This is a genomic window from Streptomyces sp. NPDC052042 (genome assembly GCF_044548345.1).
In the GTDB taxonomy this organism is placed as follows: Bacteria; Actinomycetota; Actinomycetes; order Streptomycetales; family Streptomycetaceae; genus Streptomyces.
In genome coordinates, this window is sequence record NZ_JBIUBU010000003.1 from 1 (window position 1) to 24,719 (window position 24,719).

Below are 24,719 nucleotides of genomic sequence, written 5' to 3' on the forward strand. Positions count from 1 at the left end.
CGTACTCACCCGAGCTGAACCCGGACGAGCTGGTCAACGCCGACCTCAAACGCAGCCTGCCCCACACCCAGCGGGCCAGAAACCGGGCCGAACTCGCCACTGAAACCCGCAGGTTCTTCCACCGCCGACAGCGCCAGCCCCACATCGTCACCGGCTACTTCAAAGCCCCGCACGTCCGATACATCCTCGACGAGTGAACCCAATGAGTTTCTGATCAATAGTTGGTTTGCGGTTGAACCCGCATCGGCTGTGAGGAGCAGGTATCCAAACTGTGGATCCGCCGTTGAGGTTGACTGTTGTGGTATTCCTCTGCCCGGACCCGGCCGATCAGCCGCCCACCTCGCCACCCGCCACGACGCCCACGTCATCGGGGTCGACCTGGTCGGCCTGCAGGTCCGCCGGGCCCGCTCCCACTACGGACGGCTGAACAACCTCACCTTCGTCGCCGGCCACGCACTGCACTACCTGCACGCCTCCGACAAGCAGTTCGACGCGATCTACTCCGTATTCGGCGCTGTGGCCTCGTCGCCCCCGAGCTCCTGCTGCCCATCATCGCCCAGCGCCTCACGTCCGGCCGGGTGCTCGCCTTCTCCGTCCCGCACCCGCTGCGTGGCGGCCGTAGTCCCTCCGGTGACGACCGTCCCCGCCGTGACTACACGTCATCCTCCCCGACTGCACCCGACTTCCCATCGCCCGCTGGGAGTTCTCCACGGACCGGTGGGAGAAGCACCTCAGCCAGGCGGGTTTCTGGCTCACTGCGACCCAGGAGTTCCACGACCCCCGCATGCGCCTGGGCTGGGCTCCCACCTATGCCGGCACCCGGTGCAATACCAGAGCCATGCTTCGGGTCGAGTCGGCGTGGTGTGGCTGGTGTCCCGCCACAGTGGCCGATGGTCCGAGCAGTGGGGGCAGGGCGGTGACTGACGTACCACGAGGGTCTCCTCTCGGCGTGTGCGATCAGCGTGGTACGCGGCCGACGGTGCGGGGGTTGCTCCGTTCCTCACTCACTCATATGAAGGACCCCGCCCTCTGTCCGCAGTCGGAGGGCGGGGCGATCATGGGGTCAGACCGGCGCACGGGTCTCGTCCTGGTCGCGGTGGGCCGCGATCTCGTCGACGAGGCGGTATGCGGTCGTCAGGCTGTACGAGACCGACGCTGGGTCGGTGACCGCGATCCACTCTCGGGTCAGCGCTATGCAGACGTCGCACCCGGGATACGGGCGCGGAGCGACGGGCTCCACCAGGTGTACTTCGCGCGGGTTGCCAGGCGTCATCGCTGCGCACCTCTCTCCGTCGTGGGGGCCGTGGGAAGAGGATCCACCCGAGGGGCAATCCAGCGTGGTGACTTCGTGGTGACTGATTGGTGACTGCCCTTACCCTGGCGCTATGTGGGACGAGGACGGCGTCATTGCGGGCGTCCGCGAGGCGTTACGCAGCCGCGGAATGTCAATTCGAGCTGCCGCGCGCGAGGTGAGCTACGACCACGCCTACCTCTCGCGGGTCCTGGCGGGGAAACAGGAGCCGTCGCCACATCTGATGACTGCGTTGCGCGCGCTGATCGACGTCGAGCCACGTGCCCCCTCACCCGTCGGGGACGCCGACGCCTACGTCCGGGCCGCCACATGGCACTTCCTGGAGCACGACCGCACATACGGCGGTACCCACGTGGCCGACGCCGCGGTCCAGGTATGGCAGGCGGAGCAACGGAATCTCGGCAGCCTCGTCGATCCCGGGGCGTGGCGAGTGTCGGCCGTCAGCGAGATAGCTCAGATAGCCGGATGGCTCCTCCACGACGCGGGCCGGATGGACGAGGCCAGGCGCGCACTGATCGAGTCCCAGATGCTCGCCCGTCAATCCGGCGACCGCCCGCGCGGGTGGTTCGCGCTGGACCTGCTCGCCATGCTTGACGTCCAGATAGAGCAGCCAGGGGCAGCACTTCGGATCTCTGACGAACTGCTCTCGGTCTCCGACCTTCCTCCCCGCGTCGCTCTGATCACCCGAGTCCGCCGTGCGCGGGCGCTGGCGCTGGCAGGGGACCGCGCCCGGAGCCTGGCCGAGATGGACCGGGCTCGTGGTGCGCTTCAGGAGAGCATCGCCGGGCGGGATCCTGCGTGGACGTGGTGGGTCACTGACGCGGAGGTCTCGGGTCACCATGGCGAGGTGCTGATGTCGCTCGGCAAGGACACGGCTGCCGTGCCGTACCTTCAGCGTGCTCGGGAACTCGTCCCCCCGGTGGGACGAGGTGCGCTCTACTACAGCGTGGCGGAGCTGACGGCTCTGGTGTCGGCCGGCGCCTGGCGGGACTGTGACACGCTCCTCGTCGACCTGGCGCCGCTGCTCGACGTCGTGGCGTCAACCCGCAGCCGCGCACGGCTGACGCAGACGCTCCGGGGCATCGAGCGCGACGCCCCGCCGTGGCTCGTGGCCACCGCGCGGGACGTGGCGGCGGCATGTTGAGGGACGGCAGGGTAGCGCCGTAGACGACGAAACCGCCCCTCCCCGCGCGGTGCGGGAAGGGGCGAAACCCTGCATGCGCGGGGACCATCGTCCAGACGGGGGCGCCGCGCTCAGGCGGCACTTCCCGCCGTGGACGGCATCGCCGAGATGGCGCCGCACGGACTGCGTCACGGACACAAGGTCTGGCCGGACGGGCAGGGGCACCCGCGGGTCGCGGTCGAGGAGCGGATGGGGCACAAGCTCCAGGGCGTGGAGGGTACCTGCTCACACACGTCGCCAGAGATGGAGCTCGGCATCGCGCGGGGCCTACAGAAGGCGTGGGCGAAGTCGCTGACGGACGAGGCGGGCCAGGCGGCAGAGTGGCGGGAGAGGCGGCAGAGCGGCGGGAGAGGCGCTCTTCCTGACCTCGTCTCCCAACCTCTCCCCAATGATCTTGACAGCAGGAAGAGGCCCGACCGCTCGAAGGGGTCGGGCCTCTTTCATTGCCGCTCTGACCTGCCGCCCAGTCGGTAACCGAACGGCTGGACGATCAAGCCTTCTTGGTCTCCCAGAAGATCTTGTCGATCTCGGCGATGTAGTCCAGCGCCTTCTGGCCCGTCGCCGGGTCCGTGGACGCCTTCGCGGCCGACAGGGCCTTCAGGGCGTCGTTGACCAGCTGGTGCAGCTGCGGGTACTTCTCGAAGTGCGGGGGCTTGAAGTAGTCGCTCCACAGCACTGAGATGTGGTGCTTGGCCAGCTCGGCGCGCTGCTCCTTGATGACCACGGCGCGGGCCCGGAAGTGCGGGTCCTCGTTGGCCTGGAACTTTTCCTGGACGGCCTTGACGGACTCCGCCTCGATGCGGGCCTGGGCCGGGTCGTACACGCCGCAGGGCAGGTCGCAGTGGGCGCTGACCTTCACCTTGGGGGCGAACAGGCGGGAAAGCATGGAGCGGTCCTCCTCGTGATCGTCTTCTCAGGTGCGACATTACTCCGTGGGAGACCGGATTTCGTGGCTGGCCCCGGGGGCTTAGGCCAAAAGTCCGGGTCGAGGGCGGCCCCGGCGGCCGAATGTACGGAACGCTGTGGGAGACGGTGTACTGGAAAGAACCGGACACAGCGGGGAGGGGCCGGAGAGATGAGGGAGGTGCCGGACGTGCCTGAGCCGACGTGGGAGGAGGCCGGGCGGGGACCGAAGGGGCGCCTGCCGTTCCAGGTGGTGGAGGTGACGGGACCGTCGATGGTGCCGACGCTGCATCACGGGGACTGGCTGCTCGTGCACTACGGCGCGGCGGTGCGCCCCGGGGACGTGGTGATTCTGCGCCACCCGTTCCAGCAGGACCTGCTGATCGTCAAACGGGCCGCCGAACGCCGCCGGGGCGGCTGGTGGGTGCTGGCCGACAACTCGTTCGCGGGGGGCGACAGCACGGACTACGGGATGGTGCCGGACGAGTTCGTGCTGGCCAGGGCCCGGGTGAGGTACCGGCCGCTGAAGGAGGATCAGCGTTCGCTGCGCGGGGTGCTCGCCTGGGCGGTCTCCGCGGTCCGCCCCGTCTCGGCGGCGCGCTGCGTCTCCAGGCGTTTGCGGGCCCGGTAGGCGGCCACGTTGGCACGGGTCGCGCAGCGGTCCGAGCAGTAGCGGCGGGACCGGTTGGTGGAGGTGTCGAGGTAGGCGTTGCGGCACGGTGCCGACTGGCACAGTCCGAGCCGGTCCACACCGTACGAGGTGAGGTGGAACGCGAGCCCCATCGCCGCGATGGCCGCGTACCCCGCCGTGGCGTTCGACGGATGGTCCGCCAGGTGCATGTGCCAGTCCGGCTTGCCGTCCTCGTCGCGGAAGTCGTGCCCGGAGATCTGCGGGCTGACCGGGAATTCCAGCAGCAAGGAGTTCAACAGGTCGACGGCGAGCGTCTCGTCACCGCCGTCGGCCGCCTCGAAGACCGAGCGCAGGCGTGCCCGTACGGACCGGAAGCGGGTCACGTCCGCGTCGGTGGTGCGCCGGGCCGCCTGCTGGTTGGCGCCGAACAGTTCGCGCACCGCCTCGACGGAGGTGAGCGAGTCCTTGCTGCGGGCCGGCTCCTCGGTGTTGACCAGTTTCACGGCGTAGTCCGAGTAATAGGCCAGTTCCACTTGTAGTCCTTACGGAGTCGGTCTAAAGTCGTTGCCGATTGATGTAACAGGCTTTATCGGTACCAGGGTATTACATGGAGGTTCTTGTGACGGAGACGCGCGCACACGCCGACTGGGCGGCCTGGCAGGAGAGCTGGGACCGGCAGCAGGAGTGGTACATGCCCGACCGTGAGGAACGGTTCCGCGTGATGCTGGACATGGTCGAGGCCTTCGTGGGGCCCCGGCCGCGCGTCCTCGATCTCGCGTGCGGTACGGGAAGTATTACGGCCCGGCTGCTCAAGCGGTTCCCGGAGGCGACCAGTACGGGCGTCGACCTCGACCCGGCGTTGCTCGCCATCGCCCGCGGCTCCTTCGACGGCGACGAGCGCGTCACGTTCGTCACCGCCGACCTCAAGGATCCCGACTGGGCCGAGCGCCTGCCGCACGACTCGTACGACGCCGTCCTCACCGCCACCGCCCTGCACTGGCTGCACGCCGAACCGCTGGCCGGGCTCTACCGGCGGATCGGCGGGCTCGTCAGGGACGGCGGGGTGTTCATGAACGCCGACCACATGATCGACACCGACACTCCCCGGATCAACGCGGCCGAGCGCGCCCACCGGCACGCCGGCATGGACCGCGCCAAGGCGGGAGGCGCCCTCGACTGGGCGGACTGGTGGGCTCTCGCGGCCAAGGACCCGGTGCTCGCCGAGCCGACCGCCGAGCGGTTCAGCATCTACGGCGAGCACGCGGACGGGGACATGCCGTCCGCGCGGTGGCACGCGGACGCCCTGCGCGAGGCGGGGTTCGCCGAGGCGCGGGCTGTCTGGGCCTCGCCGTCGGACACCCTGGTGCTCGCCGTGAAGTGAGACGGGCGGAGGCCGCCGTCGGCGCGTCGCCCCGCGAGGGGCGGGCGGGCCATGAGGGGGAGTCCGGCGCGGGTGTGCGGCGCCCGCGGTGGGACGGCGTCGCCCCCGATGACGTGGCGGAGGGGGTACGGGCCGTCGGCCCGTACCCCCTCCCTCCGCTTTCCCGGAGCGACCCGAGTGGGGACGACCGGTCAGAGCACCTTCGACAGGAACGACTTCGTCCGCTCGTGCCGCGGGCTGGTCAGGACCTCGCGCGGGTGACCCGACTCGACCACCACGCCGTCGTCCATGAAGACCAGCGCGTCGCCCACCTCGCGGGCGAAGCCCATCTCATGGGTGACGACGACCATCGTCATGCCGTCCTCCGCGAGGGAGCGCATGACGTCGAGGACGTCGCCCACCAGCTCCGGGTCGAGCGCCGACGTCGGCTCGTCGAAGAGCATCAGCTTCGGCTCCATGGCCAGGGCGCGGGCGATGGCCACCCGCTGCTGCTGGCCGCCGGAGAGCTGAGAGGGGTAGTTCCACGCCTTGTCGGCCAGGCCCACCCGGTCCAGCAGCCGCTGGGCGCGGGCCCGCGCCACGGCCTTCGACTCGCGCTTGACCTGGACCGGGGCCTCCATGACGTTCTCGATCGCCGTCATGTGCGGGAAGAGGTTGAAACGCTGGAAGACCATCCCGATGTCCCGGCGCTTCAGGGCGACCTCGCTGTCCCTCAGCTCGTAGAGCTTGTCGCCCTTCTGGCGGTAGCCGACCAGTTCGCCGTCCACGTACAGCCGGCCGGCGTTGATCTGCTCCAGGTGGTTGATGCACCGCAGAAAGGTCGACTTGCCGGAACCGGACGGGCCGATCAGACAGAAGACCTCGCGCGGGGCGACCTCCAGATCGATGCCCTTGAGGATGTGCGCGGTGCCGAAGGACTTGTGGACGCCCTCGGCCTTCACCATGGCGGTGGCGGTCATGCCACGGCTCCCTTCGGGCGGCCCAGGGACAGCAGATTGGTCCTGATCCTCTGGAGCGGGGTCGGCGGCAGGCTGCGGGTCGAGCCGCGGGCGTAGTACCGCTCCAGATAGAACTGGCCGATGCTCAGCACCGACGTCATGATCAGGTACCAGGCCGCGGCCAGGAAGTACATCTCGACCGGGGCGCCGGACGACTGCCCGATGTCCTGGGCGAACTTGAACAACTCGTAGAACTGGACGGGGGCCACCAGTGACGTCGTCTTGAGCATGTTGATGACCTCGTTGCCCGTCGGCGGCACGATCACCCGCATCGCCTGCGGGATGACGACCCGCCACAGGGTCCTGCCGTGGCTCATGCCCAGCGCGTGCGCCGCCTCCGTCTGGCCCTCGTCGACCGAGAGCAGACCCGCCCGGCAGATCTCCGCCATGTAGGCGGCCTCGTTGAGCCCCAGACCGAGCAGCGCCGTCAGCAGCGGCGTCATGAAGCTCGACCAGTAGTCCTTGTAGATCGGCCCGAGGTTGATGTACTGGAAGACCAGGCCCAGGTTGAACCAGACGAACAGCTGGACCAGGACCGGGGTGCCGCGGAAGAACCAGATGTAGAACCAGGCGATCGACGAGGTCACCGGGTTCCCCGACAGCCGCATGACGGCCAGCAGGACACCGCCGACGATGCCGATCACCATCGACAGGGCGGTCAGCAGCAGGGTCTTGCCGACGCCCGTCATGATGCGGTTGTCGAAGAAGTACTCCGGCACCGCGCCCCAGTTGATCTTGCCCTGGCTGAAGGCGTAGACGATCGCGACGAGTGCCGCGATGGCGACGACGGCGGAGACGTACCGGCCGTAGTGCCGGACCGGAATGGCCCGGATGACCTGCGGCGGGGCCGATGGGGTGGACGGTGCGGGTGGCCGGCCGGCCGGATCCGTCTTCTTGATGTCAGTCACGGAAGAAACCTTTCAGCGCCGAACCGGTCAGGATCCGCCGTTCACCTCGGCCTTGGTCACCGCACCGGCCTCCACGCCCCACTTGGTCAGGATCCGGCCGTACTCGCCGCTCTCGATGACCGCGTCCAGGGCCGCCTGGAGGGCCTTGGTCAGCTGGTCGTTGCCCTTGGCGACGGCTATGCCGTACGGCGCCGCCTCGACCTGCTCGCCGACGATCTGGAAGTCCTTGCCGCCGCCCGAGGTCTTCACCGCGTACGCGGCCACCGGGAAGTCGGACGAGCCGGCGTCGGCACCGCCGCTGCGCAGCCGGGTCTGGGCCTCCAGGTCGTTGTCGAAGGTCTCCATCGCGATCGTCTTTCCGTCCGGGCACTTCTTCGACTCGGCCTTGGCGAGGTCGTGCGAGACGGTGCCGCGCTGCACGACGATCTTCTTGCCGCACAGGTCCGCCCAGGTGTTGATGGGCCGGTCGTCGCCCTTCCGGGTGTAGATCGAGACCCCGGCGGTGAAGTAGTCGACGAAGTCGACGCCTTCGCCGACCTTCTTCCCGGTCTCGGGGTCGACGCCGTTCTGGCGGTCCTTGGTGTCGGTCATCGACGACATCGCCACGTCGTAGCGCTTGGAGCGCAGACCCGTGATCAGTGTGTCGAAGGTGCCGTTCTCGAACTGGAACGTCACGCCGAGCTCCTTGCCGAGCGCGGCGGCGATATCGGGATCGATGCCGACGGTGTTGCCCGACTTGTCCTTGAACTCGACCGGCGGGTACGCGATGTCCGAACCGACTCTGATGATGCCCTTGGCCTTGATCTCCGGCGGAAGGAGCGCCGCGGCCGCGGAGTCCGAGGCGCCGGGCCTCGTCGAGCCGGATTGGTTGGATCCGCTCTTGGTCTGGTCGCCGCAGGCGGTCAGCAGCATTGCTCCGGCGAGTGCGATGGTGCCGATCGCCGCCATACGGGTCTTGGGGGCCGTACGGCCCATGGTGCTTGCGGTCATGATCGGAATCCTCCAGCGGATGAAGGGGCGTTGCCGAGCGATGAACGAGACCTGGCCTCGGGTGTCGTCGCTCTGAATAGTGAGGGCATCCTGCCACTCTGACCAGTGCTTTTAGCGGGCCGAGCATGTCAAAATCAGATAACGGGTGATCCCCGGATCTCATGGCGCCGGACTGTCGGGGCCGGACAGTCCGCGAGTTTCTGCCTCGCGCGCCGGAGAATCTCCGGCGTATCCGGGCCAGTGGATATAGCGTGTCGATCGACTTGCTTTGTCCTGATTTCCGACTATGAGTCGCATCACCGCGTGGTCATGGACTCGTCCGTAATGCGGTCCGTCCGGTAAGAAAGACCTTTACACCCCTCATCCGGGGCTCAGGGCGCGTGTGCGGCGCGCCCCGCGCGTATGTATCTCCCCCCTGCCGGGGCGGGCCAACCGCCGGGCGCAGGGCGCGTACGCGGTGCCCGCTCACCCCTCCTCAACCAGGAGTGGCCACCCTCAAACAATGAAAGACTTAAGGGGTCAACACCATGGCAGCGGAGATCGTCAATCCTCGCAGCGACAGCACCACCGACAGCAATAGCGACAAAAGCACCACCGACGAGCCGTTCGATCCGGCCTTCGCCCTCCACCGCGGCGGCAAGATGGCCGTGCAGGCGACCGTTCCCGTCCGTGACAAGGACGACCTCTCCCTCGCGTACACGCCGGGCGTCGCCAAGGTGTGCAGCGCCATCAAGGAGAACCCGGAGCTGGTTCACGACTACACCTGGAAGTCACAGGTCGTGGCCGTCGTGACGGACGGGACCGCGGTCCTGGGCCTCGGCGACATCGGGCCCGAGGCGTCCCTGCCCGTGATGGAGGGCAAGGCGATCCTCTTCAAGCAGTTCGGCGGCGTCGACGCGGTGCCGATCGCGCTCGCGACCACCGACGTGGACGAGATCGTCGAGACCGTCGTCCGGCTCGCGCCGTCCTTCGGGGGCGTGAACCTGGAGGACATCTCGGCGCCGCGCTGCTTCGAGATCGAGCGCAGGCTCCAGGAGCGGCTCGACATCCCCGTCTTCCACGACGACCAGCACGGCACCGCCGTGGTCACCCTCGCGGCCCTGCGCAACGCGGCCAAGCTGGCCGGCCGCAGCCTCGGTGACCTGCGCGCCGTCATCTCCGGCGCGGGAGCGGCCGGCGCCGCCATCGCGAAGTTCCTGCTGGCGGCGGGGCTCGGCGACGTCGCCGTGACCGACCGCAAGGGTGTCGTCAGCCAGGACCGCGAGGACCTGACCGACGTCAAGCGCGAGCTGGCCGAGGTCACCAACCGGGCCGGGATCACCGGGACGCTGGAGAACGCGCTGGCCGGTGCGGACGTGTTCATCGGGGTCTCCGGCGGCACGGTGCCCGAGGCGGCCGTCGCGTCGATGGCGCCCGGTGCTTTCGTCTTCGCCATGGCCAACCCGACCCCGGAGGTCCACCCCGACATCGCGCACAAGTACGCGTCCGTCGTGGCGACCGGCCGTTCGGACTACCCGAACCAGATCAACAACGTGCTGGCCTTCCCGGGCATCTTCGCGGGCGCCCTCCAGGTGCGGGCCTCCCGGATCACCGAGGGCATGAAGATCGCCGCGGCGAACGCGCTGGCGGACGTGGTGGGCGACGAGCTCGCCCCGGACTACGTGATTCCGTCGCCGTTCGACGAGCGCGTGGCGCCCGCGGTGACGGCCGCGGTGGCCGCCGCTGCGCGCGCGGAGGGCGTGGCCCGGCGCTGAGCGCCGCTGCCGGTGCCGGGGCTGAGGTCCGGGCTCCCGGGGCGTGCCCCTGGAGGGCCTGGCAGGACCCGGGGCCCGAACCGGGCGTCGAGGGGCCGGTTTCGGGTCCGGGGCCCGAACCCGGGGTCCGACCAGGGTTCCGGGGCTGAGGTCCGGGCTCCGGATCGAGCGGGCCGGGCCCAGGGCTCTGAACCGAGGGCCCGGCGCAGGAGGCCGGGGCTCCGAGCCACGGGACCGGGACCGGGGCCGGTGCCGGTGCCGAGGGCCGATGCGGAGCGGTGCGGGTGCCCGGATGCGGGGTGCGCCCGGGGCGGGCCTGCCGCCCGTCCCGTTTCCCGCGTTTCGCCACCGGTGGTCCGCCGCCCGTTCCGGACAGTTCCCGACCCGTCCTGACGGCCAGTCGTCCGGTCTTCCGCGGTCGGTCGCGCCGTTTCCCCCGCTTCCTCCGGGTTTCCGCGGTTCCGTCGGGTGGGGCGGTGCGCGTCACACCGGCGGCCGGTTACGCGGGCCCGCGCCCCGGCCTATCGTCGGGGCCATGTTCGCCGCCTACGCTTCCCGCATCGACCGCGACCACCCCCTCGACGGCCTGGAACTGGGGGAACGTCCCGCCCCCGAGGAGCGCCCCGGCTGGACCACCGTCAAGGTGAAGGCCGCCTCGCTCAACCACCACGACCTCTGGTCCCTGCGCGGCGTCGGCCTCGCCGAGGACAGGCTGCCGATGATCCTCGGCTGCGACACCGCCGGGACCGACGAGGACGGCAACGAGGTCGTCCTGCATTCCGTCATCGGCCAGACCGGGCACGGCGTCGGCCCGAAGGAGCCCCGCTCCATCCTCACCGAGCGCTACCAGGGCACTTTCGCCGAGCAGGTCTCCGTGCCGAGCTGGAACGTGCTGCCCAAACCGAAGGAGCTCTCCTTCGAGGAGGCCGCCTGCCTGCCGACCGCCTGGCTCACCGCCTACCGGATGCTCTTCACCAACGCCGGGGTGCGCCCCGGCGATTCGGTGCTCGTCCAGGGCTCGGGCGGCGGTGTCGCCACCGCCGCGATCGTGCTCGGCCGGGCGGCCGGCCTGCGGATGTACGCCACCAGCCGCGACGCCGCCAAGCGCGAGCGCGCCGTCGGACTCGGCGCGATCGAGGCGTACGAGCCCGGCGCACGTCTGCCGGAGCGCGTCGACGCCGTCATCGAGACCGTCGGTGCCGCCACCTGGTCCCACTCCGTGAAGTCGCTGCGCCCCGGCGGCACACTGGTCATCTCGGGCGCGACCAGCGGCGACCGGCCCTCGCACGCCGAGCTGACCCGGATCTTCTTCCTGGAGCTGAAGGTCGTCGGCTCGACCATGGGGTCCAAGGACGAGCTGGAGGACCTCCTGGCGTTCTGTGCGGCGACCGGTGTGCGGCCCGTCATCGACGAGGTGCTGCCGCTGGACCGGGCCCGCGAGGGATTCGAACGGCTGGCGTCGGGCGATCTGTTCGGAAAGATCGTGCTCACTTGCTCTTGAGCTGTGCGGGGCGACCTGCTCTTATCTGGGCATGTCAAAACTGATACCTGCGGTAACACCTGGGTGGGTGCGTGGACGGGGTCGGGTGCGGGACCCGGCGGGGGAGCGGAGGAGGGCGTGGGCGCGGACGGGGCGTGTCCTCGCCTCGCTCGTGACCTCGTTCGTGCTGGCGGCGGGGGCGGCGGCGCCCGCCGTAGGCGCGCACCCCGGGGCGGCGGACCGTTCCGCGGCTTCCCGTCACGCCGGCGCCGTTCCCCGCCTCACCGACGACCAGGGGCGCGTCCTCACGATGCGCGGCTGGAACGTCGAGGACAAGGCGAACAGCGGTGACCGGGCGCTGACCGCCATCACCGAGAAGCACTTCCGCGACCTGCGGGCCAAGGGCTTCCGCTTCGCCCGCCTGCTCATCTTCTGGGACGACCTGGAGCCGCGCCGGGGGCAGTACAGCACCGCGTATCTGCGCCGCATCGACCGGATCCTCGACTGGGCGCGGAAGCACGACATCCAGGTGCTCATCGACGCCCATCAGGACGTCTTCGGCCCGGCGTTCGGGCATCGGGGCATCCCTGCCTGGGCGACCCGCACCGACGGGCTGCCCTTCACCCCGCACCCCGACGACTGGTTCGCCGAGTACTTCGAGCCCGCCGTGCAGCGCGCCTTCACCCATCTCTACGAGGACCCCGACCTCCAGCGCGCCCAGGCGGACATGTGGCAGGTGCTCGCCGCCCGCTACGCGCACCACCCCGCCGTTCTGGGCTACGACCTCATCAACGAGCCGATGGGGGAGGTACGGGAGGGGGAGGACCTGGCGGAGGCGGCACGCCGCATCGAGGCCCGGCAGCTCACCCCGATGTACAACAGGCTGGCCCGCGCGATCCGTTCGGTCGACCGCTCCACCTGGCTGTTCGTCGAGCCCACCCCCATCGTCGGCGAGGGCGTGCCGACCGGGCTGGGGGCCGTCGAGGACCGCCGGACCGTGTACTCGCCGCACTTCTACAACACCGCGATGGAGGCGGGCGACGACTACGACCCGTCGGCCGGATGGGTCGAGGCGTACGAGGCCGCCGTCACCGAATACCCGGCGCGGTACCGCGTCCCGATCGTCGTCGGCGAGTGGGGCCCGCTCAACAACACGCTCCCGAACATGGGCCGTTTCTACCGGGACGCGATGTCCTCGCTGAGCCGCTACAGCTCGGGCTGGGCCGGGTACGTGTGGTGCTACGGCGGCGGATACTGCGCCCTGGACGCCTCCGGCACCTTCGCGAAGAACAAGGAGCGCACCGCCACGCCCTACGCGCCCGCCGTCGCCGGAACCGTCCACTCCGATACGTATGACGACACCACCGGCGTCTACCGGCTCACCTACACGGCGGGCCGTCGCGGTGTCACGGAGATCTCCCTGCCGTCGGCGACCGGGGCATGGCGGATCTCGGCGACCGGCGGAGCCAAGGCCCGCAGGGACGGGGGAGACGTCCTGGTCCGGGCGCGGCCGGGCTCCCGCGTCGCGGTCACGGTGACCCCGGCGGGGCGCGGCTGAGACGGCCCCACCCACCCCCGCGTCAACCGTGACTGACGCGGGGGTCCTGTCGACTCCCCGGCGGCCGGTCGTCGGCCGGAGGGCGAACTCGGCCTGCCACCCCCGAGGTTCACCTCTCCTTGCCGTCGTCCTTCCGCAACAGTGCCTCGATGTGCGCCGCGGCCGTCGACAGATGGCGGCGGACCTCCGTCAACTGCTGCTCGGTGACACCGTGGTCGCGGGCGGTGTCGCGGACGTCATCGCGGAAGCGGTCCAGCAGCCGTTCCAGATCCCGGGCCGGGTCGCCCGTGCCCACGGCGTCCCGTCCCCACTCCGGATCGGTGTCCGCGGGCTCCGGCTTGACGTAGGGGGGCCAGCTTCCCGTCCTGGCGAAGGCGCCCAGCTGGCCGGTGATCTCGGTCAGCCCTTCCCGTACACCGGCGGGCCAGTCACCGCGTGCGAAGTGCTCCTGGACCTGGCGGGCGGCGTTCTGCATCTGCTCGCGCGCCCTTTCCTGCGCCTCCTTGGCCTGGCGGCGGGCCTGCTGGGCCTCCTCGCGCGCCCGGCGTGACTCGTCCTTGGCCCGGCGGGCCTGGTCCTTCCACTCCTGCTTGGCCTTGCGCAGTTCCTCCTTCGCGGCCCGCCACGCCTCCGTGTCGCCGAGGTCCGCGAACTCGCCGAACGAGAAGTCGCGTTCGCCCTTGCGGCCACCGGAGCCGACCTGGCTCTGCCTGGTCTCGTGCGCCGCGGCCCGCATTTCGCTGCGCAGCTTGCCGGCCGCGCCGCGTACGTCGTCCCGTATCTCGGCGGCGAGTTCGGAGACGGAGTCCCTGATCTCCACTTCCAGGTCGGCCAGTTCACCGGCGCGTCCCGCCAGCTCGGCACGGCCCGCGTCGGTGATCGAGTAGACCTTGCGACCGCCTTCCGTGGCATGGGTGACGAGCCCCTCGGCCTCCAGCTTGGCGAGCCTCGGGTAGACCGTGCCCGCCGACGGTGCGTACAGGCCCTGGAAGCGCTCCTCCAGGAGGCGGATCACCTCGTAGCCGTGGCGCGGGGCCTCGTCGAGCAGCTTCAGCAGATAGAGGCGTAGGCGGCCGTGGGCGAATACGGGCGGCATGTCAGAGCACCTTTCCGGTCGGCTCGTCGATGGTCGGCGCGGCGGGGCCGGGCTCCGTCGTGGCCGGGCCGGTGCCGTGCGGGTCGCCCTCGGCCGCCGGGCGGCGCAGCAGGGCGATCGATCCCGAGACGGTCGTCGCCCGCAGGTTCCCGGTCCCGGCGCCGAGGGTGCCGGTGATCTTCTTCGTGCCCCATCCGCCGCTGACCCTCAGGTCCTCGAAGCCGTTGGAGACGGCGCCGCTCGCGGTGTTCGCCTCGACCGTCGCGTTCGCCGGGTGCGGCAGCCGGATCGCGATCTCGCCGGACACGGTGGTCAGCCGGACATCCGTGGGCCGATCCGACGGGTCCAGGTCCAGCACCATGTCGCCGTTGACCGAGTCCGCCCGGACCGACGCCCCGGCGCCCTCGACGACCGTCAGATCGCCCGAGACGGTCCGGAAGCGCAGTTCGCCGGTGCCTCCCTGGGCCTCCACACCGCCGGACACCGTCTCGGCCCGTACCGGTCCGGCGAGCCCGACGAGCGTGGTGTCGCCGCTGACGCCGCGTATCTCCGTGCGCCCGTGGATCCCGGAGACCACCGCCGCGGCGCCGACCACACCGAGCGTCACGGCCGCCCCGGCGGGTACCGCGAGGGACACGACCGCGCTGCGGTTCCATCCGGCGCGGTCGAACAGCTTCGGGAAGTCCATCGACCGGAGGAAGTCGTTCCACGGCAGGCCCTCGTACGCGACCGTCAGGGCGCCGTCCTCCTGGGTCACGATCAGCGGCGGTCCCTCGATCTCGGAGATTTCCAGTCGGGCGGTCGGTTCGTCGGTACCGACGACGTTGACGGCGCCCCCGACGATGCGTACGGCGAGCGAGGTCACAGGGGCGTCGAAGGTCAGTTTCTGGGGCTCGGCGATGGCCCATGTCGACACAGGCATGGATCTGGCCTTCCGGGAATGGAGGATGACGCAACATATCGCGTCTCTTGCCATCACGATATATCGCGGATCCGGGAAGTCAAGGGAAACAGGAGACCGAGGGGAGGTCGGAAAGGGCGCCGAGGACGGGCGGGCGTCTCGCGGGCTACGACCGGAGCGGCCGGTACGGGCCGGACGGACGGAACGGATGTGGAACCGGTGGACCGGGTCGTGACGGGCCCGCCCGCCGCCCGCGTGGTGGGTTCCTCCCGGCCGGCCCTCGGCGTGTGGTGGGACGGCGACCGCGCGGGGCATGTCCTCGCGTCAGGGTTCCGCCGACCGCTCGGCCGTCTCCGGCTCGCGGACACTGCACCGGTCGGCGAGGGCGAGGCCAAGCGCATGTTCGCCGAGGGTCCGGGGGCCGGATCCCGCCCTGGACGCCCGGGCGCTCGCCGGGCCGACTCACCCCGCCCCGGGTGCCGATGCCCGCAACCGGCTGCTCCGGGTACTCGCCGTCCTCACCACTCTTGTCGGGCCGGACCCGCCGCCCGGGGCCGGGGCCGGGTGCGTCCGCGGACCGTCCCGGCCGGTGGCCGGCGGCCCGCTCGGGATGGCACCGGCGGACCGGGGACGGTCGGCGGGAAGCGGGAAGCGGGAAGCGGGAAGCGGGAAGCAGGAAGCGGGAAGCAGGAAGCGGGAAGCAGGGAGCAGGAATCAGGAAGCGGAAAGCGGAGGGGGAAAGCGGTGCGGGCCGGGGCGCGATGCGATCCGGAGCGGCCTCCTCCGCCCCTGGGCGTACGCGCGCCGGGCGGGGTCCGGAGGGTGGCATCCGGAGAGCGGGTGGGGTCGCCGCTCGCCCTGTGGGCCGCCGGGTGTCGCAGCGGCGGCCGGGCCTTCGCCGGGGTTCGGTCGATGGCGGACGGGGCACTTGGCCTCGCGCAGGGCCGGTGCGGCGGGGGGACCGGCGGGTCCGGTCCGCGCGGCGGGGGCTCGGAGAACTGGAGGACGCCGAGGGCGGGGCGGTCCGGTCACCTGCGGCCGGTCCACCACCTGCCTCCGGTCCACTCGGTCGGCAGACGCAGACGCAGACGCAGACGGCAGTCGGCAGACCGCAGTCGGCAGACGGCAGACGGCAGACGGCCGACGGTCCGCTGCCCGTTGACGGCTCGGCCGACACGGCCCGGTCCGGCCGCCCTCACCCCGTCGCGCGCGCCGTCCGGGCGCCTGTCCGCGGCCCGCTCGCCGACTTTGGGGAAGCTACTCGTCGTCCTCGTCGTCGAGACGGGCCAGCCAGGTGGCGAGGCGCTCGACCGGCACCTCGAAGTCGGGATTGAGGTCGACGAACGCACGAAGCTGCTCGGCGAGCCACTCGAACGTGACCTCTTCCTCGCCCCGGCGCTTCTCCAGTTCCTCGATACCGCGGTCCGTGAAGTACATGCGGCAAGCCTAATGCCTGGTGGCAGCCCCCGCGGAGGCCGGGAGCGCGTCGTCGGCGGCGTCCGCGCCACCGGGCGCGCGCCCCTGCGGAACCGGCGCGCGGCGCTCCGGCGTCCTGGTCCGCGGACCTCGCGCGGGTCGCGTACTGCCGTTAGCCTGCGGGTAGTTGGGAATCGGGGGGTTTCATGGGCGAGAACGGTGCTCGCATCACGCGGATCGAGATGCCGGACGGTACTCCGGTCTGGGCGCGCGTCTCGGGAGCGGAGGAGCTGGCACGGCCGGATCGCGGGCCGGCGTTCACGGACATCGGTTACGCGGACTTCGCCGACCAGGTGCAGGCCCGGGTCGAGAGCCTGAACGCCGTCGTGACCAGCGTCGCACGTTCGCTGGCCGGGCCGCTGCGCGCGGTGCGGCCCGACGAGGTGAGCGTGGAGTTCGGCATCGAACTCACCGCGAAGGCGGGCAAGGTCGTCGGTCTCCTCGCGGACGGCGAGGCCAAGGGCGGCATCACGGTCACCCTGACCTGGCACGGCGGGGGCCCGCCCGCCGATCCGCCGAGCCCCGCGCAGGGCGACGCCCAGGGGGCGGGAGGCGCACCCCACGGACCGGGTGCCGGGGCGTCCCCCGGACCCGTACCGGCGGCGCAGACGCCCCCGCGGAACCCGCCGATCCCTGCCCCGCCCATGCCGCCCGGCCCCCCGCCCGTGCCCGCCCCGCCGCTCCCCGGCGGCACCCCCGGAACGAGCCCCGGCGCCCGGAACCCGGACGGCCCGACCCCCGGAGCCGGGGCACGCCATGGCGCGAGCCCGGAAACCGGGAACCCGGACGAGGGCCGAGCGCCGGACGGGCCGACCCGCGACGGCGTCGCCCGCGGGGGCACGCGCCACGATGGTGGAGCGCCGGACGGCCGGACCGGCGAAAGTGCGATCCGTGACGGAACGACCAGTGACGATGTCACCCGACATGGGGTGAGCGGTCCCGGCGCGGCCCGCCCCGACGCCGCCGGCGACGGTGCGCATCCGGGCGCGCCGGCCGGGAACCGGGGCGCAGGGGTGGCACCCCGCGCATCCACCGGCACACCGGCGCATCCGGACGCGGCCGGGCCGGACGGCGGGGGCCGCTCATGACCCAGCCGCCGGGCAGGGGCGCAGGGGGCGGTTCGGAGAGTACGTACCGTGCACTGGCGGGCCTCGTGATGGCGGCGACCGTGCGCATCCACCGGCCGGAGCCCGGGTATGCCCCTGACGGATCCGACCGGGGCTTTCTGGGGAGCGGCTTCTTCGTCGCCCCGAGCTGGGTCCTCACGTGCGCACACGTGGCGATGGCCGGGGAGGGGCGTCAGGTGAGCGTGGTGTTCAAGCCGGACCCCGGCGCCGCCGAGACGGTGGTCGAGGGCGCCGTGGTCGCCGCCATGCCCGAGACCCGGCACGCAGGCCCGCGCCCCGTCGGGGCGCGCATCGCCCCGTCGGGCGGCTGGCCCGCCCCCGACCTCGCGCTGATCCGGCTGCTGCGTCCCGTCGAGCACCCGTGCGTGTATGTGACCGAACGCCCGGCGGGCATGTTCGGCGGCGGCTCGGTCCTCTACACCGGCTGGACCGACGGCGGATCCGGGCAGCTGACCCGGTTCAGCGGACGGTGCCGGGTGATGGGCACGTTCGGGGACTGGGCCGAGGACGACGAGCAGATGCGGCTCGACGGCGACCGGATGTACCCCGGCCTGTCCGGCGGCCCCGTGGTGGACCTGGCGCGCGGCGAGGTCGTCGGCGTACTCAAGTCCCGTTCCGACGGCACCACGGGCGGCACCTCGATCGGCGTCGAACGGCTGCGCACGCTGCCCGTGCCGGCGGGGGCGGTGTCCGCCGAGTCCGAGGATCCGTACCAGGCGTTGTTCCACGCCCACGACCGCTACCACGCCGACCGGCACACCAGCCCGGTCGGTACCGAGCGGACCTGGGCCGACCTCCAGTGGGAACTGGGCGCCGGCGCGGGGCTCGCCCTCAGCCCCCAACAGCGCGTCGACCTGCTCGGACGGCTCGCCGAACTCCCGCCCCCGCCCAGTACCCGCGGCCTCCTCGACCTCCTGGACGAACTGCCGGACATCCACCCGCGCGAGCACCACGCGGCGCCGCGCGGCTGGCGCGACGGACTCGGCACGCTGTACGACGCCCCGGGTGGCGACGGCGCGCTGGAGCTGATCCTGCGGTACTGCATGAGCGCCCTCTCCGCCGAACGCCCCTACGTCCTGCCGTCCACCCCGGAAGCCGAGGCGGACCTGTGGCGCTGGGTGAAGCGGCTGGCGGACGACCGGCTCTCCCGCAAGTTCCGTCATGAGCTCCTCGGGCTCCGCCACCACGGCCGCGGCACCGTCCGTCGCGACGCCGGACACCTCGCCCCCCACACGGACACGCGCGCCGACGGGTACGCCGACGAGCACACGGGCAGGCACGCGGACGGGTACGCCGACCGGTCGGCCCCCGGCCGCGAGCATCCGCGCACCCCCGCGCAGGTGCCCGGACAGGCCGCGCCCCGCGACGCGCCGTTCGTCCTGCTGCGGCTGGAGCCGCGCCACTGGGAGCCGGACCTCTATGACTGGCGGGTCGCGGTCGTGCCCCGGGCCGGGGACTTCCGGCCCGTCGCCGAGGACAGCCGGGGCACCGCGCTGCACGCCCTGCCCGACCGGCTCGCGGGCCCGCTCGCCGAGGCGTTCCGACGGTGCGACGCGCCGGACGACCCCGCGGTCCTCCAGGTCGTGACGGACCCGGCGCTGATGGGGCTGGAGGTCGACGAGTGGCCGATGCGGCCCGACGGCCGGCCGCTCGGAGTGCTCCGCCCGGTGGTCGTCCGCCCCCTCGACCGTGGCACGGTCGCAGCCGACGGCGGACCGGCCGAACGCGAGGCGCGCTGGAACCGCGCCGCGACCGCCGCGGTGCGGGCCGCCGTCGTCGACTGCGAGGACGGGGTGCGGAAAGCCGTACCGGCGGTGGAGGAGATGCGCCGACTGGCGTACGAGACCGTCCCCGTGCTGTGCCGGTACGGCGACCGGCCCGGCCCTCAGAGCGCGGCGGGTCTGGGGCGGGTGCTCGACGCGGGATACGGGCTGGCCCTGTGGCGGCGGCGCCGGGAGACGGAACGGACCCCGGTCTGCGCCGACTTCCACCGGCGTGCCTCCGACGCGGTCGCCGAGGCCCGTATGGCCGATCAACTACCCAAGAAGATCCAAGAGTTGAGAGCAGGGGTGCATGCGGGGCGCACCGAGACGTACTGGTCGGACGGGGTCGCTCTGCTCTACGACGATCCGCGCCACCAACTGCTCGTATCCGAACACTACTTGGAGGCGCCGTGACGCCCGTGCGGCCTTCGGGGGGCGGTACGGCGAACGGCCGGCCCGCCGGGGGGAGCGCGTCGAGGGCGCGGTGCGGGCCGCCCGGCCCCTTACGGGGTGTGCGCCGGATCGCTACCGTGAAGCACGTTCGACAGCTGCCCCTGGCGGACGAGTGACGACGAGGACACGCTATGAGTGAATCCAGCGAGTGGCTCATCTACCGAGGGGCCGGCGAACCGCACGGCGGCATCGACCGCCTGCCGCCCCCGCCGCCCTGGCGGGACTTCGCGGGCCGTGACGCCCCGGCCGCCGACGGGCGGGACGGGCAGGACGGGGACGGGTCGGCCGACCGCCGGCTGGGCGCCTACCGGCACATCGCCGAACTCCACCGTCCGGGCGCCGAGGAGCTGGAGCTGATCAACGCGGCGCTCTATCTGCGGCGTCCGCTGCTGGTGACCGGGGGTCCGGGCGCCGGGAAGAGCACCCTCGCCCACTCCGTCGCCCACGAGCTCGGGCTGGGCCGGGTCCTGCGCTGGCCGATCGTCAGCCGCTCGACGCTCCAGGACGGGCTGTACCGCTACGACGCGATCGCCCGGCTCCAGGACGTGCAGATCGCCGCACACGGCGCCGGGCCGGGGGCGACCGGTGCCGGATCCGCGGAGAGCGTCGGCAGCTACATCCGGCTCGGCCCGCTCGGTACCGCGCTGATGCCCTCGGACCGGCCGCGCGTCGTGCTCATCGACGAGCTCGACAAGAGCGACATCGATCTGCCGAACGACCTGCTCAACGTGTTGGAGGAGGGCGAGTTCGCCATCCCCGAGCTGGAACGGATCGTGGACCGGCTGCCCGACGGCGAGGCGGAGGTCCTCGACGACGACGGCAACAAGGTGAAGGTGCGGGGCGGCCGGGTCCAGTGCCGGGCCTTCCCGTTCGTGGTCCTCACCAGCAACGGCGAGCGGGACTTCCCGGCGCCGCTGATGCGCCGCTGCGTCCACCTGGAGCTGGGCCGCCCCGACCACCAGCGCCTCGCCACCTTTGTGCGCGCGCACCTCGGTGACGAGGCGGCGCGCTCCGGGGACGATCTCATCGCCCACTTCCTGGAGCGCTCCCGCAGTGAACTGCTGGCCACGGACCAGCTGTTGAACGCGATCTACCTCACCGACGCGGCGGCGCCCGCGGGCCGGGACCGCCTCGCCGACCTGCTGATCCAGCGACTCGACCGACCGAGGTGATGCCGATGTCCGGTGGGGGGCGACACGGACCGCGGGACGCCGGGCAGAGCCCCGGCGAAGCGCCCCGGGACCCGGGGAAGGGTGCCGAGGACGCGGCATCGGTGCGGGACGCGGCGGTAGGGGACGCGTCACGGTCGTACGGCGGACCGGGGCCGGGCGACGGCGGGCTGCTGCCCGCGTTCGTCGCCCGGCTGCGCGGGGCCGGACTCGATCCCGACGCCGAGCAGATCTGCGACGCCCTCTGGCTGGCCCGCTGGACCCGCCACCCCGACGCTCCCGACGAGGACGACGACGAGGGCGACCGGACCGCACCGCCACCGCCCACCGTCCGGGAGGACCGGCGGGAAGGGCGCCCCGCCCCGCCCGTGCCGGGACGCCGGGAAGCCGAGGGGCCCGCACCGGACGACGACGGACCCGTGGAACGGCACCATCCCGAGGACGCCGACCGGCGGGTCCCGCTCCACCCCGTGCCCCCCGTCCGGGCCCGCACCGGGCCCCCACGCAGCGGCGGCCCGCACGGACGCGGGCCCGGTCCCGTCCCGGCCGGCCGGACGAGCACGCTCACCTTCGGAGTGCCCGCCGCTCCCGTCCTTCCCGCCCCGCTCGAACTCCAGCGGGCGTTACGCCCCTTGCAGCGCTACCGCCCTGCCGCGCCACCGATGCGCCACACCCTCGACGAGACGGAGACCGCCGAACGCAGCGCCCGGGCGGGCGGGTTGGTCATCCCGGTCTTCCGCGGCGCGTCCCGGGGCGAGTCGTTGCTGCAGTGCGTCATGGACGCCTCGTCGTCGATGCTGGTGTGGGACCGGCTTTTCGATGAACTCCAGCAGATATTCGGCCGGTTGGGTGCCTTCCGGGACATCTGGACGTGCTATCTGCACCAGGGGCCGGACGGCGCCGCCGCGGTGAGCCGCAGCTCCGACCCGGCCGCCGCGCCGCTCAGCTCCGCGGACCGGCTCAGCGACCCGACCGGTCGTCGTGTCACCCTGCTGGTCAGCGACTGCGCAGGCCCGCTCTGGCACAGCGGGCGGGCCCACCGGCTGCTGCACCACCTCGCCGGGCAGGCCCCGACGGCGGTGCTCCAGCCCCTGCCGCAACGGATGTGGAACCGGACCCGGCTGCCGGTGACCTACGGCTCCGTGGCCCGGGGCGACGGAGTGGGCGGAGCCACCGTGCTCAAGGTCACGGAGCACGCCGGCGCCGGCCCCGCCGTGCACCCGGGCGCCCTCCCCGTCCCCGTACTGCCGCCGGTCAAAGGGGCGTTGGCCGCCTGGGCGAAGCTGCTCTCCGGCACCGGCGCGGGACAGGTGTCCGGCGCCGTCGGCTGGGTGCGGGCCGACCAGCCCGCGGCGGCGGCGCAGCGCCCCGGCGACGGCCTGTCCTCGCTCCAACTGGTCAGCCGCTTCCGCTCGACGGCCTCCCCGGCCGCCGGACAGCTGGCCGTGTACCTCGCGGCGGCCCCGTTGTACCTGCCGGTGATGCAACTGGTGCAGCGCACCATGCTGCCGAACTCCGGCCCCTCGGAACTCGCCGAGGTGCTGCTGAGCGGCCTGCTGTCACGGGCGCGGGACGAGGACGGCACCGAGGCGGAGGAGGAGACCGCCGGCCAGTGGTACGAGTTCGCGCCCGGTGTCCGGGAAGCACTGCTCGGCCCGCTCGGCCGGGACGAGGCGTTGCTCGTGCTCAAGCACTGCTCGCAGTACATCGAACAGCGGTTCGGCAAGGGCGGGCCGAACTTCCCCGCCCTGGCCTTCGCCCAGCTCGGCGAGGGCAGACCTGGGGCGGCAGGGCTCACCCGTACCACCGAACCGTCACCGGACGGGGCCGGCTCAGGACACCGGGCTGGAACGGAGGAGGAGGACGGGACCGAGGAGGCGGAGGAGAACGGTGGGCCACGCGTCCCGCGCCCCTTCGCCGAGGTCGCGGTCCGCGTACTGGAGCGTTTCATGCCGCTGCCCGAGCGGTTCGTCGTCGACACCGGACGGCACCGGCCGGACACCGACGACGAACCCCGGACGCCCGACGCCGCCGTGGAGAGCGCCCGACTGCTGCTGCGCCACTTCGAGTCGGACGGCATGGTCCAGTACCTGATCGACGCCGTGCAGCTGCTGCGCGGCGCCACCGAGCGCGAGAACCGGCCGGGCGCCGACCCCGTCCTGTGGGCGGAGTACTCGCGTTGCGTGCTGCGCCTGTGGGAGGTCCAGGGCGGCGCCGAACTGCTCCGCGAGGCCGAGTACGCCGCCGAGCGGGCCGTCGCGCACCCCGCCGCCCTGCACGAACGGGCCGCCCTGGCCCGGGTGCTGCACGCCGCGGCCGACGACCGCCGGTCGCGCGGCGACCGGCGCGGCGCCCTGGAACTGCTGCGCCGGGCCGACCGGGAGTACACGGCTGCCTGCTCGGCCCCCGGACTGGACCCGGCCGAGGCCCTCCGGCTTACCCTGGAACGGGTCCGGGCCCTGGAGGCGCAGTGGCGGCTCGACGGGGACACCTCGTCGCTCCAGTCCGCGTGCGGCATGCTGGAGGCGTTCGCCGACGCCTGGCCCGAGCAGGAGAACCGGCCCGCCGCCCTGCCGCTGGCGCACGGCCGCACCCTGCTCAGGCTCTCCGGGGCCACCGCCGACACCGAACAGTCCCGGGCGTACGCCGCCCAGGCCGCCCACTCCCTGCGCACGGCCTTCGGACAGGGCGGCGGCCGGCACACCCTGGGCACCGAGGGGCGCGTCGTGCTGGACCTCGTGGACGCCCTGCTCGGTTCCGGAGCCGAGCCGGACGAGGCGGCCGCACTGGTCGAGCAGGCCCTGGAGACCGTGCGGGAGCAGCGCCTGCGCGCCTCGCTCCTCATCCGGGCCGCCCGGGTCCGCGTCGCCCGCTACGAGCACACCGGGAACCCGGACGAACTCGTCGAGGCGGCCGACTGGTTCGCCCGCGCCGCCCGCGGCGTGCCGCGCGACTCGCAGGCCCACGCCGATCTGCTCGCCGAATGGGGCGGCACCTTGCTGCGCCGGGCCGGGCAGCCGGACGGGCGGGAGCACATCGGCTCGGCGGTGAAGGTGCTGCGCGACTGCCGTACGGAGACGGCGGCGGGGGACGCGCGCCAGGCCGAACGGCTGCTGATGCTGGGCCGGGCGCTGATGCTGCGGCACCGGGCCACCGAGGACCGGGTGGACCTGCGGGAGGCCGAGTACCTCTTCGGGCTCGCCGCCCGGGAGGCGACCGAGCCGCTGACCGAGGCGGACTGCCGGCTGGAACTGGGCCTGACCCACCTCGACGCCGCCCGGGTGCTGCGGCGCCCCACCCGGCTCGACGAGGCGGCCGAGGCGTTCCGGGGCGCGGCCGAGGCGGCCCGCGCGGCGGAGGAGACGGCGGCCCACCCGCAACAGCGCGGGCGGGCGGTCGAATTGTGCGCGACGGCCCATCACTGGCGGGGCACGACCTACGAACGGGCGGGCCGCCCCCGGGCCGCCCGCGAGGCCCACCGGTCGGCCCTCCGGGAATGGCGCAGGCTGCCGGACGGCGGCGGCGCGGCGGGCGAGGAGACGGCGGCGCGGCTGGCGGAGCTGGAGCGCTGAACCGGCGGCCGCCCGCCGATCGCCCTTTCGTGCGCCGTCTGCGCCCGGTGTACGACGGACGCCG

19 protein-coding genes and 2 pseudogenes are annotated in these 24,719 nt (G+C 72.4%); 12 read left to right on the forward strand and 9 right to left on the reverse strand.

Going from position 1 to position 24,719, the window contains the following annotated elements:
• Positions 1-197, forward strand: a pseudogene (locus tag ACIHCL_RS07475) (IS630 family transposase); the annotation flags it as partial.
• Between the two features lie 118 nt (positions 198-315).
• A pseudogene (locus tag ACIHCL_RS07480) lies at positions 316-808 on the forward strand (class I SAM-dependent methyltransferase); the annotation flags it as partial.
• A 255-nt stretch (positions 809-1,063) separates the two neighbouring features.
• Here ACIHCL_RS07480 and ACIHCL_RS07485 read toward each other — a convergent pair.
• On the reverse strand, positions 1,064-1,273 hold the full coding sequence (locus ACIHCL_RS07485; protein ID WP_399859000.1) for a hypothetical protein: 210 nt from the start codon (positions 1,271-1,273) through the stop codon (positions 1,064-1,066).
• Between the two features lie 112 nt (positions 1,274-1,385).
• On the opposite strand from ACIHCL_RS07485, the gene ACIHCL_RS07490 reads away from it, so the two are divergent.
• Positions 1,386-2,456, forward strand: a complete 1,071-nt coding sequence (locus ACIHCL_RS07490; RefSeq protein WP_399858066.1) for a helix-turn-helix domain-containing protein — start codon at positions 1,386-1,388, stop codon at positions 2,454-2,456.
• A gap of 529 nt (positions 2,457-2,985) precedes the next feature.
• Here ACIHCL_RS07490 and sodN read toward each other — a convergent pair.
• A complete protein-coding gene (gene sodN / locus ACIHCL_RS07495) occupies positions 2,986-3,381 on the reverse strand; it encodes a superoxide dismutase, Ni (protein WP_399858069.1) in 396 nt (131 codons plus the stop codon).
• A 189-nt stretch (positions 3,382-3,570) separates the two neighbouring features.
• Here sodN and sodX point away from each other — a divergent pair, with 189 nt between their 5' ends.
• Positions 3,571-4,029 carry a nickel-type superoxide dismutase maturation protease gene (gene sodX / locus ACIHCL_RS07500; RefSeq protein WP_399858072.1) on the forward strand — a complete coding sequence of 153 codons (459 nt, stop codon included), beginning with the start codon at positions 3,571-3,573 and terminating at the stop codon, positions 4,027-4,029.
• On the opposite strand, the gene ACIHCL_RS07505 is transcribed toward sodX, so the two are convergent.
• Entirely contained in the window at positions 3,933-4,562 is a 630-nt protein-coding gene (locus ACIHCL_RS07505) for a CGNR zinc finger domain-containing protein (RefSeq protein WP_399858073.1), read from the reverse strand. The two genes, sodX and ACIHCL_RS07505, sit on opposite strands and share 97 nt — an antisense overlap.
• 74 nt (positions 4,563-4,636) lie before the next feature.
• Here ACIHCL_RS07505 and ACIHCL_RS07510 point away from each other — a divergent pair, with 74 nt between their 5' ends.
• Positions 4,637-5,410 carry a class I SAM-dependent methyltransferase gene (locus tag ACIHCL_RS07510; protein ID WP_399858075.1) on the forward strand — a complete coding sequence of 258 codons (774 nt, stop codon included), beginning with the start codon at positions 4,637-4,639 and terminating at the stop codon, positions 5,408-5,410.
• 191 nt (positions 5,411-5,601) lie between these two features.
• Here ACIHCL_RS07510 and ACIHCL_RS07515 read toward each other — a convergent pair whose 3' ends face one another.
• From ACIHCL_RS07515 to ACIHCL_RS07525, 3 genes are read right to left on the reverse strand one after another with little or no spacing between them, the layout of a single operon-like run.
• Complete coding sequence (locus ACIHCL_RS07515; protein WP_399858078.1) at positions 5,602-6,369, reverse strand: amino acid ABC transporter ATP-binding protein; 768 nt, start codon at positions 6,367-6,369, stop codon at positions 5,602-5,604.
• Positions 6,366-7,316, reverse strand: a complete 951-nt coding sequence (locus ACIHCL_RS07520) for an amino acid ABC transporter permease (RefSeq protein WP_399858080.1) — start codon at positions 7,314-7,316, stop codon at positions 6,366-6,368. The genes ACIHCL_RS07515 and ACIHCL_RS07520 overlap by 4 nt, the downstream gene beginning before the upstream one ends.
• Before the next feature lie 27 nt (positions 7,317-7,343).
• Positions 7,344-8,306 carry an ABC transporter substrate-binding protein gene (locus ACIHCL_RS07525; protein WP_399858082.1) on the reverse strand — a complete coding sequence of 321 codons (963 nt, stop codon included), beginning with the start codon at positions 8,304-8,306 and terminating at the stop codon, positions 7,344-7,346.
• Between the two features lie 527 nt (positions 8,307-8,833).
• On the opposite strand from ACIHCL_RS07525, the gene ACIHCL_RS07530 reads away from it, so the two are divergent.
• The 3 genes from ACIHCL_RS07530 (at position 8,834) to ACIHCL_RS07540 (ending at position 13,098) form a co-directional block, all read left to right on the forward strand.
• Complete coding sequence (locus tag ACIHCL_RS07530) at positions 8,834-10,060, forward strand: NADP-dependent malic enzyme (RefSeq protein WP_399858084.1); 1,227 nt, start codon at positions 8,834-8,836, stop codon at positions 10,058-10,060.
• A 535-nt stretch (positions 10,061-10,595) separates the two neighbouring features.
• Entirely contained in the window at positions 10,596-11,561 is a 966-nt protein-coding gene (locus ACIHCL_RS07535; protein ID WP_399858087.1) for a zinc-binding dehydrogenase, read from the forward strand.
• Between the two features lie 163 nt (positions 11,562-11,724).
• Positions 11,725-13,098: a cellulase family glycosylhydrolase gene (locus tag ACIHCL_RS07540; protein WP_399858934.1), complete on the forward strand. Its 1,374-nt coding sequence runs from the start codon at positions 11,725-11,727 to the stop codon at positions 13,096-13,098.
• Between the two features lie 109 nt (positions 13,099-13,207).
• Here the strand turns inward: ACIHCL_RS07540 and ACIHCL_RS07545 are convergent, their stop codons facing one another.
• From ACIHCL_RS07545 to ACIHCL_RS07555, 3 genes are all read right to left on the reverse strand, one after another.
• On the reverse strand, positions 13,208-14,194 hold the full coding sequence (locus ACIHCL_RS07545) for a helix-turn-helix transcriptional regulator (protein WP_399858089.1): 987 nt from the start codon (positions 14,192-14,194) through the stop codon (positions 13,208-13,210).
• A 1-nt stretch (position 14,195) separates the two neighbouring features.
• Complete coding sequence (locus ACIHCL_RS07550; protein ID WP_399858091.1) at positions 14,196-15,116, reverse strand: DUF4097 family beta strand repeat-containing protein; 921 nt, start codon at positions 15,114-15,116, stop codon at positions 14,196-14,198.
• 1,236 nt (positions 15,117-16,352) lie between these two features.
• Complete coding sequence (locus ACIHCL_RS07555; protein WP_153482227.1) at positions 16,353-16,532, reverse strand: DUF6104 family protein; 180 nt, start codon at positions 16,530-16,532, stop codon at positions 16,353-16,355.
• Positions 16,533-16,717: 185 nt separating this feature from the next.
• On the opposite strand from ACIHCL_RS07555, the gene ACIHCL_RS07560 reads away from it, so the two are divergent.
• From ACIHCL_RS07560 to ACIHCL_RS07575, 4 genes are all read left to right on the forward strand, one after another.
• The gene (locus ACIHCL_RS07560) at positions 16,718-17,659 is read left to right on the forward strand and encodes a CU044_2847 family protein (RefSeq protein ID WP_399858094.1); all 942 of its coding nucleotides are present in this window, start codon (positions 16,718-16,720) and stop codon (positions 17,657-17,659) included.
• A gap of 68 nt (positions 17,660-17,727) precedes the next feature.
• Positions 17,728-19,875 (forward strand): trypsin-like peptidase domain-containing protein, encoded by a 2,148-nt coding sequence (locus ACIHCL_RS07565; protein WP_399858937.1) that lies wholly within the window; start codon positions 17,728-17,730, stop codon positions 19,873-19,875.
• Positions 19,876-20,045: 170 nt separating this feature from the next.
• Positions 20,046-21,086, forward strand: a complete 1,041-nt coding sequence (locus tag ACIHCL_RS07570; protein WP_399858097.1) for an AAA family ATPase — start codon at positions 20,046-20,048, stop codon at positions 21,084-21,086.
• Positions 21,087-21,091: 5 nt separating this feature from the next.
• Positions 21,092-24,655: an SAV_2336 N-terminal domain-related protein gene (locus ACIHCL_RS07575; protein ID WP_399858100.1), complete on the forward strand. Its 3,564-nt coding sequence runs from the start codon at positions 21,092-21,094 to the stop codon at positions 24,653-24,655.
• Positions 24,656-24,719 lie beyond the last annotated feature (64 nt).

What these genes read in the sequence shown, in the direction of transcription:
- ACIHCL_RS07515 (WP_399858078.1), bottom strand. Translation starts at nt 6,369, where the DNA reads ATGACCGCCACCGCCATGGTGAAGGCCGAGGGCGTCCACAAGTCCTTC.
- ACIHCL_RS07485 (WP_399859000.1), bottom strand. Translation starts at nt 1,273, where the DNA reads ATGACGCCTGGCAACCCGCGCGAAGTACACCTGGTGGAGCCCGTCGCT.
- ACIHCL_RS07545 (WP_399858089.1), bottom strand. Translation starts at nt 14,194, where the DNA reads ATGCCGCCCGTATTCGCCCACGGCCGCCTACGCCTCTATCTGCTGAAG.
- ACIHCL_RS07555 (WP_153482227.1), bottom strand. Translation starts at nt 16,532, where the DNA reads ATGTACTTCACGGACCGCGGTATCGAGGAACTGGAGAAGCGCCGGGGC.
- ACIHCL_RS07560 (WP_399858094.1), top strand. Translation starts at nt 16,718, where the DNA reads ATGGGCGAGAACGGTGCTCGCATCACGCGGATCGAGATGCCGGACGGT.
- ACIHCL_RS07535 (WP_399858087.1), top strand. Translation starts at nt 10,596, where the DNA reads ATGTTCGCCGCCTACGCTTCCCGCATCGACCGCGACCACCCCCTCGAC.
- ACIHCL_RS07510 (WP_399858075.1), top strand. Translation starts at nt 4,637, where the DNA reads ATGGAGGTTCTTGTGACGGAGACGCGCGCACACGCCGACTGGGCGGCC.
- ACIHCL_RS07530 (WP_399858084.1), top strand. Translation starts at nt 8,834, where the DNA reads ATGGCAGCGGAGATCGTCAATCCTCGCAGCGACAGCACCACCGACAGC.
- ACIHCL_RS07525 (WP_399858082.1), bottom strand. Translation starts at nt 8,306, where the DNA reads ATGACCGCAAGCACCATGGGCCGTACGGCCCCCAAGACCCGTATGGCG.
- sodN (WP_399858069.1), bottom strand. Translation starts at nt 3,381, where the DNA reads ATGCTTTCCCGCCTGTTCGCCCCCAAGGTGAAGGTCAGCGCCCACTGC.
- ACIHCL_RS07490 (WP_399858066.1), top strand. Translation starts at nt 1,386, where the DNA reads ATGTGGGACGAGGACGGCGTCATTGCGGGCGTCCGCGAGGCGTTACGC.
- ACIHCL_RS07575 (WP_399858100.1), top strand. Translation starts at nt 21,092, where the DNA reads ATGTCCGGTGGGGGGCGACACGGACCGCGGGACGCCGGGCAGAGCCCC.
- ACIHCL_RS07550 (WP_399858091.1), bottom strand. Translation starts at nt 15,116, where the DNA reads ATGCCTGTGTCGACATGGGCCATCGCCGAGCCCCAGAAACTGACCTTC.
- ACIHCL_RS07570 (WP_399858097.1), top strand. Translation starts at nt 20,046, where the DNA reads ATGAGTGAATCCAGCGAGTGGCTCATCTACCGAGGGGCCGGCGAACCG.
- sodX (WP_399858072.1), top strand. Translation starts at nt 3,571, where the DNA reads ATGAGGGAGGTGCCGGACGTGCCTGAGCCGACGTGGGAGGAGGCCGGG.
- ACIHCL_RS07565 (WP_399858937.1), top strand. Translation starts at nt 17,728, where the DNA reads ATGGCGGCGACCGTGCGCATCCACCGGCCGGAGCCCGGGTATGCCCCT.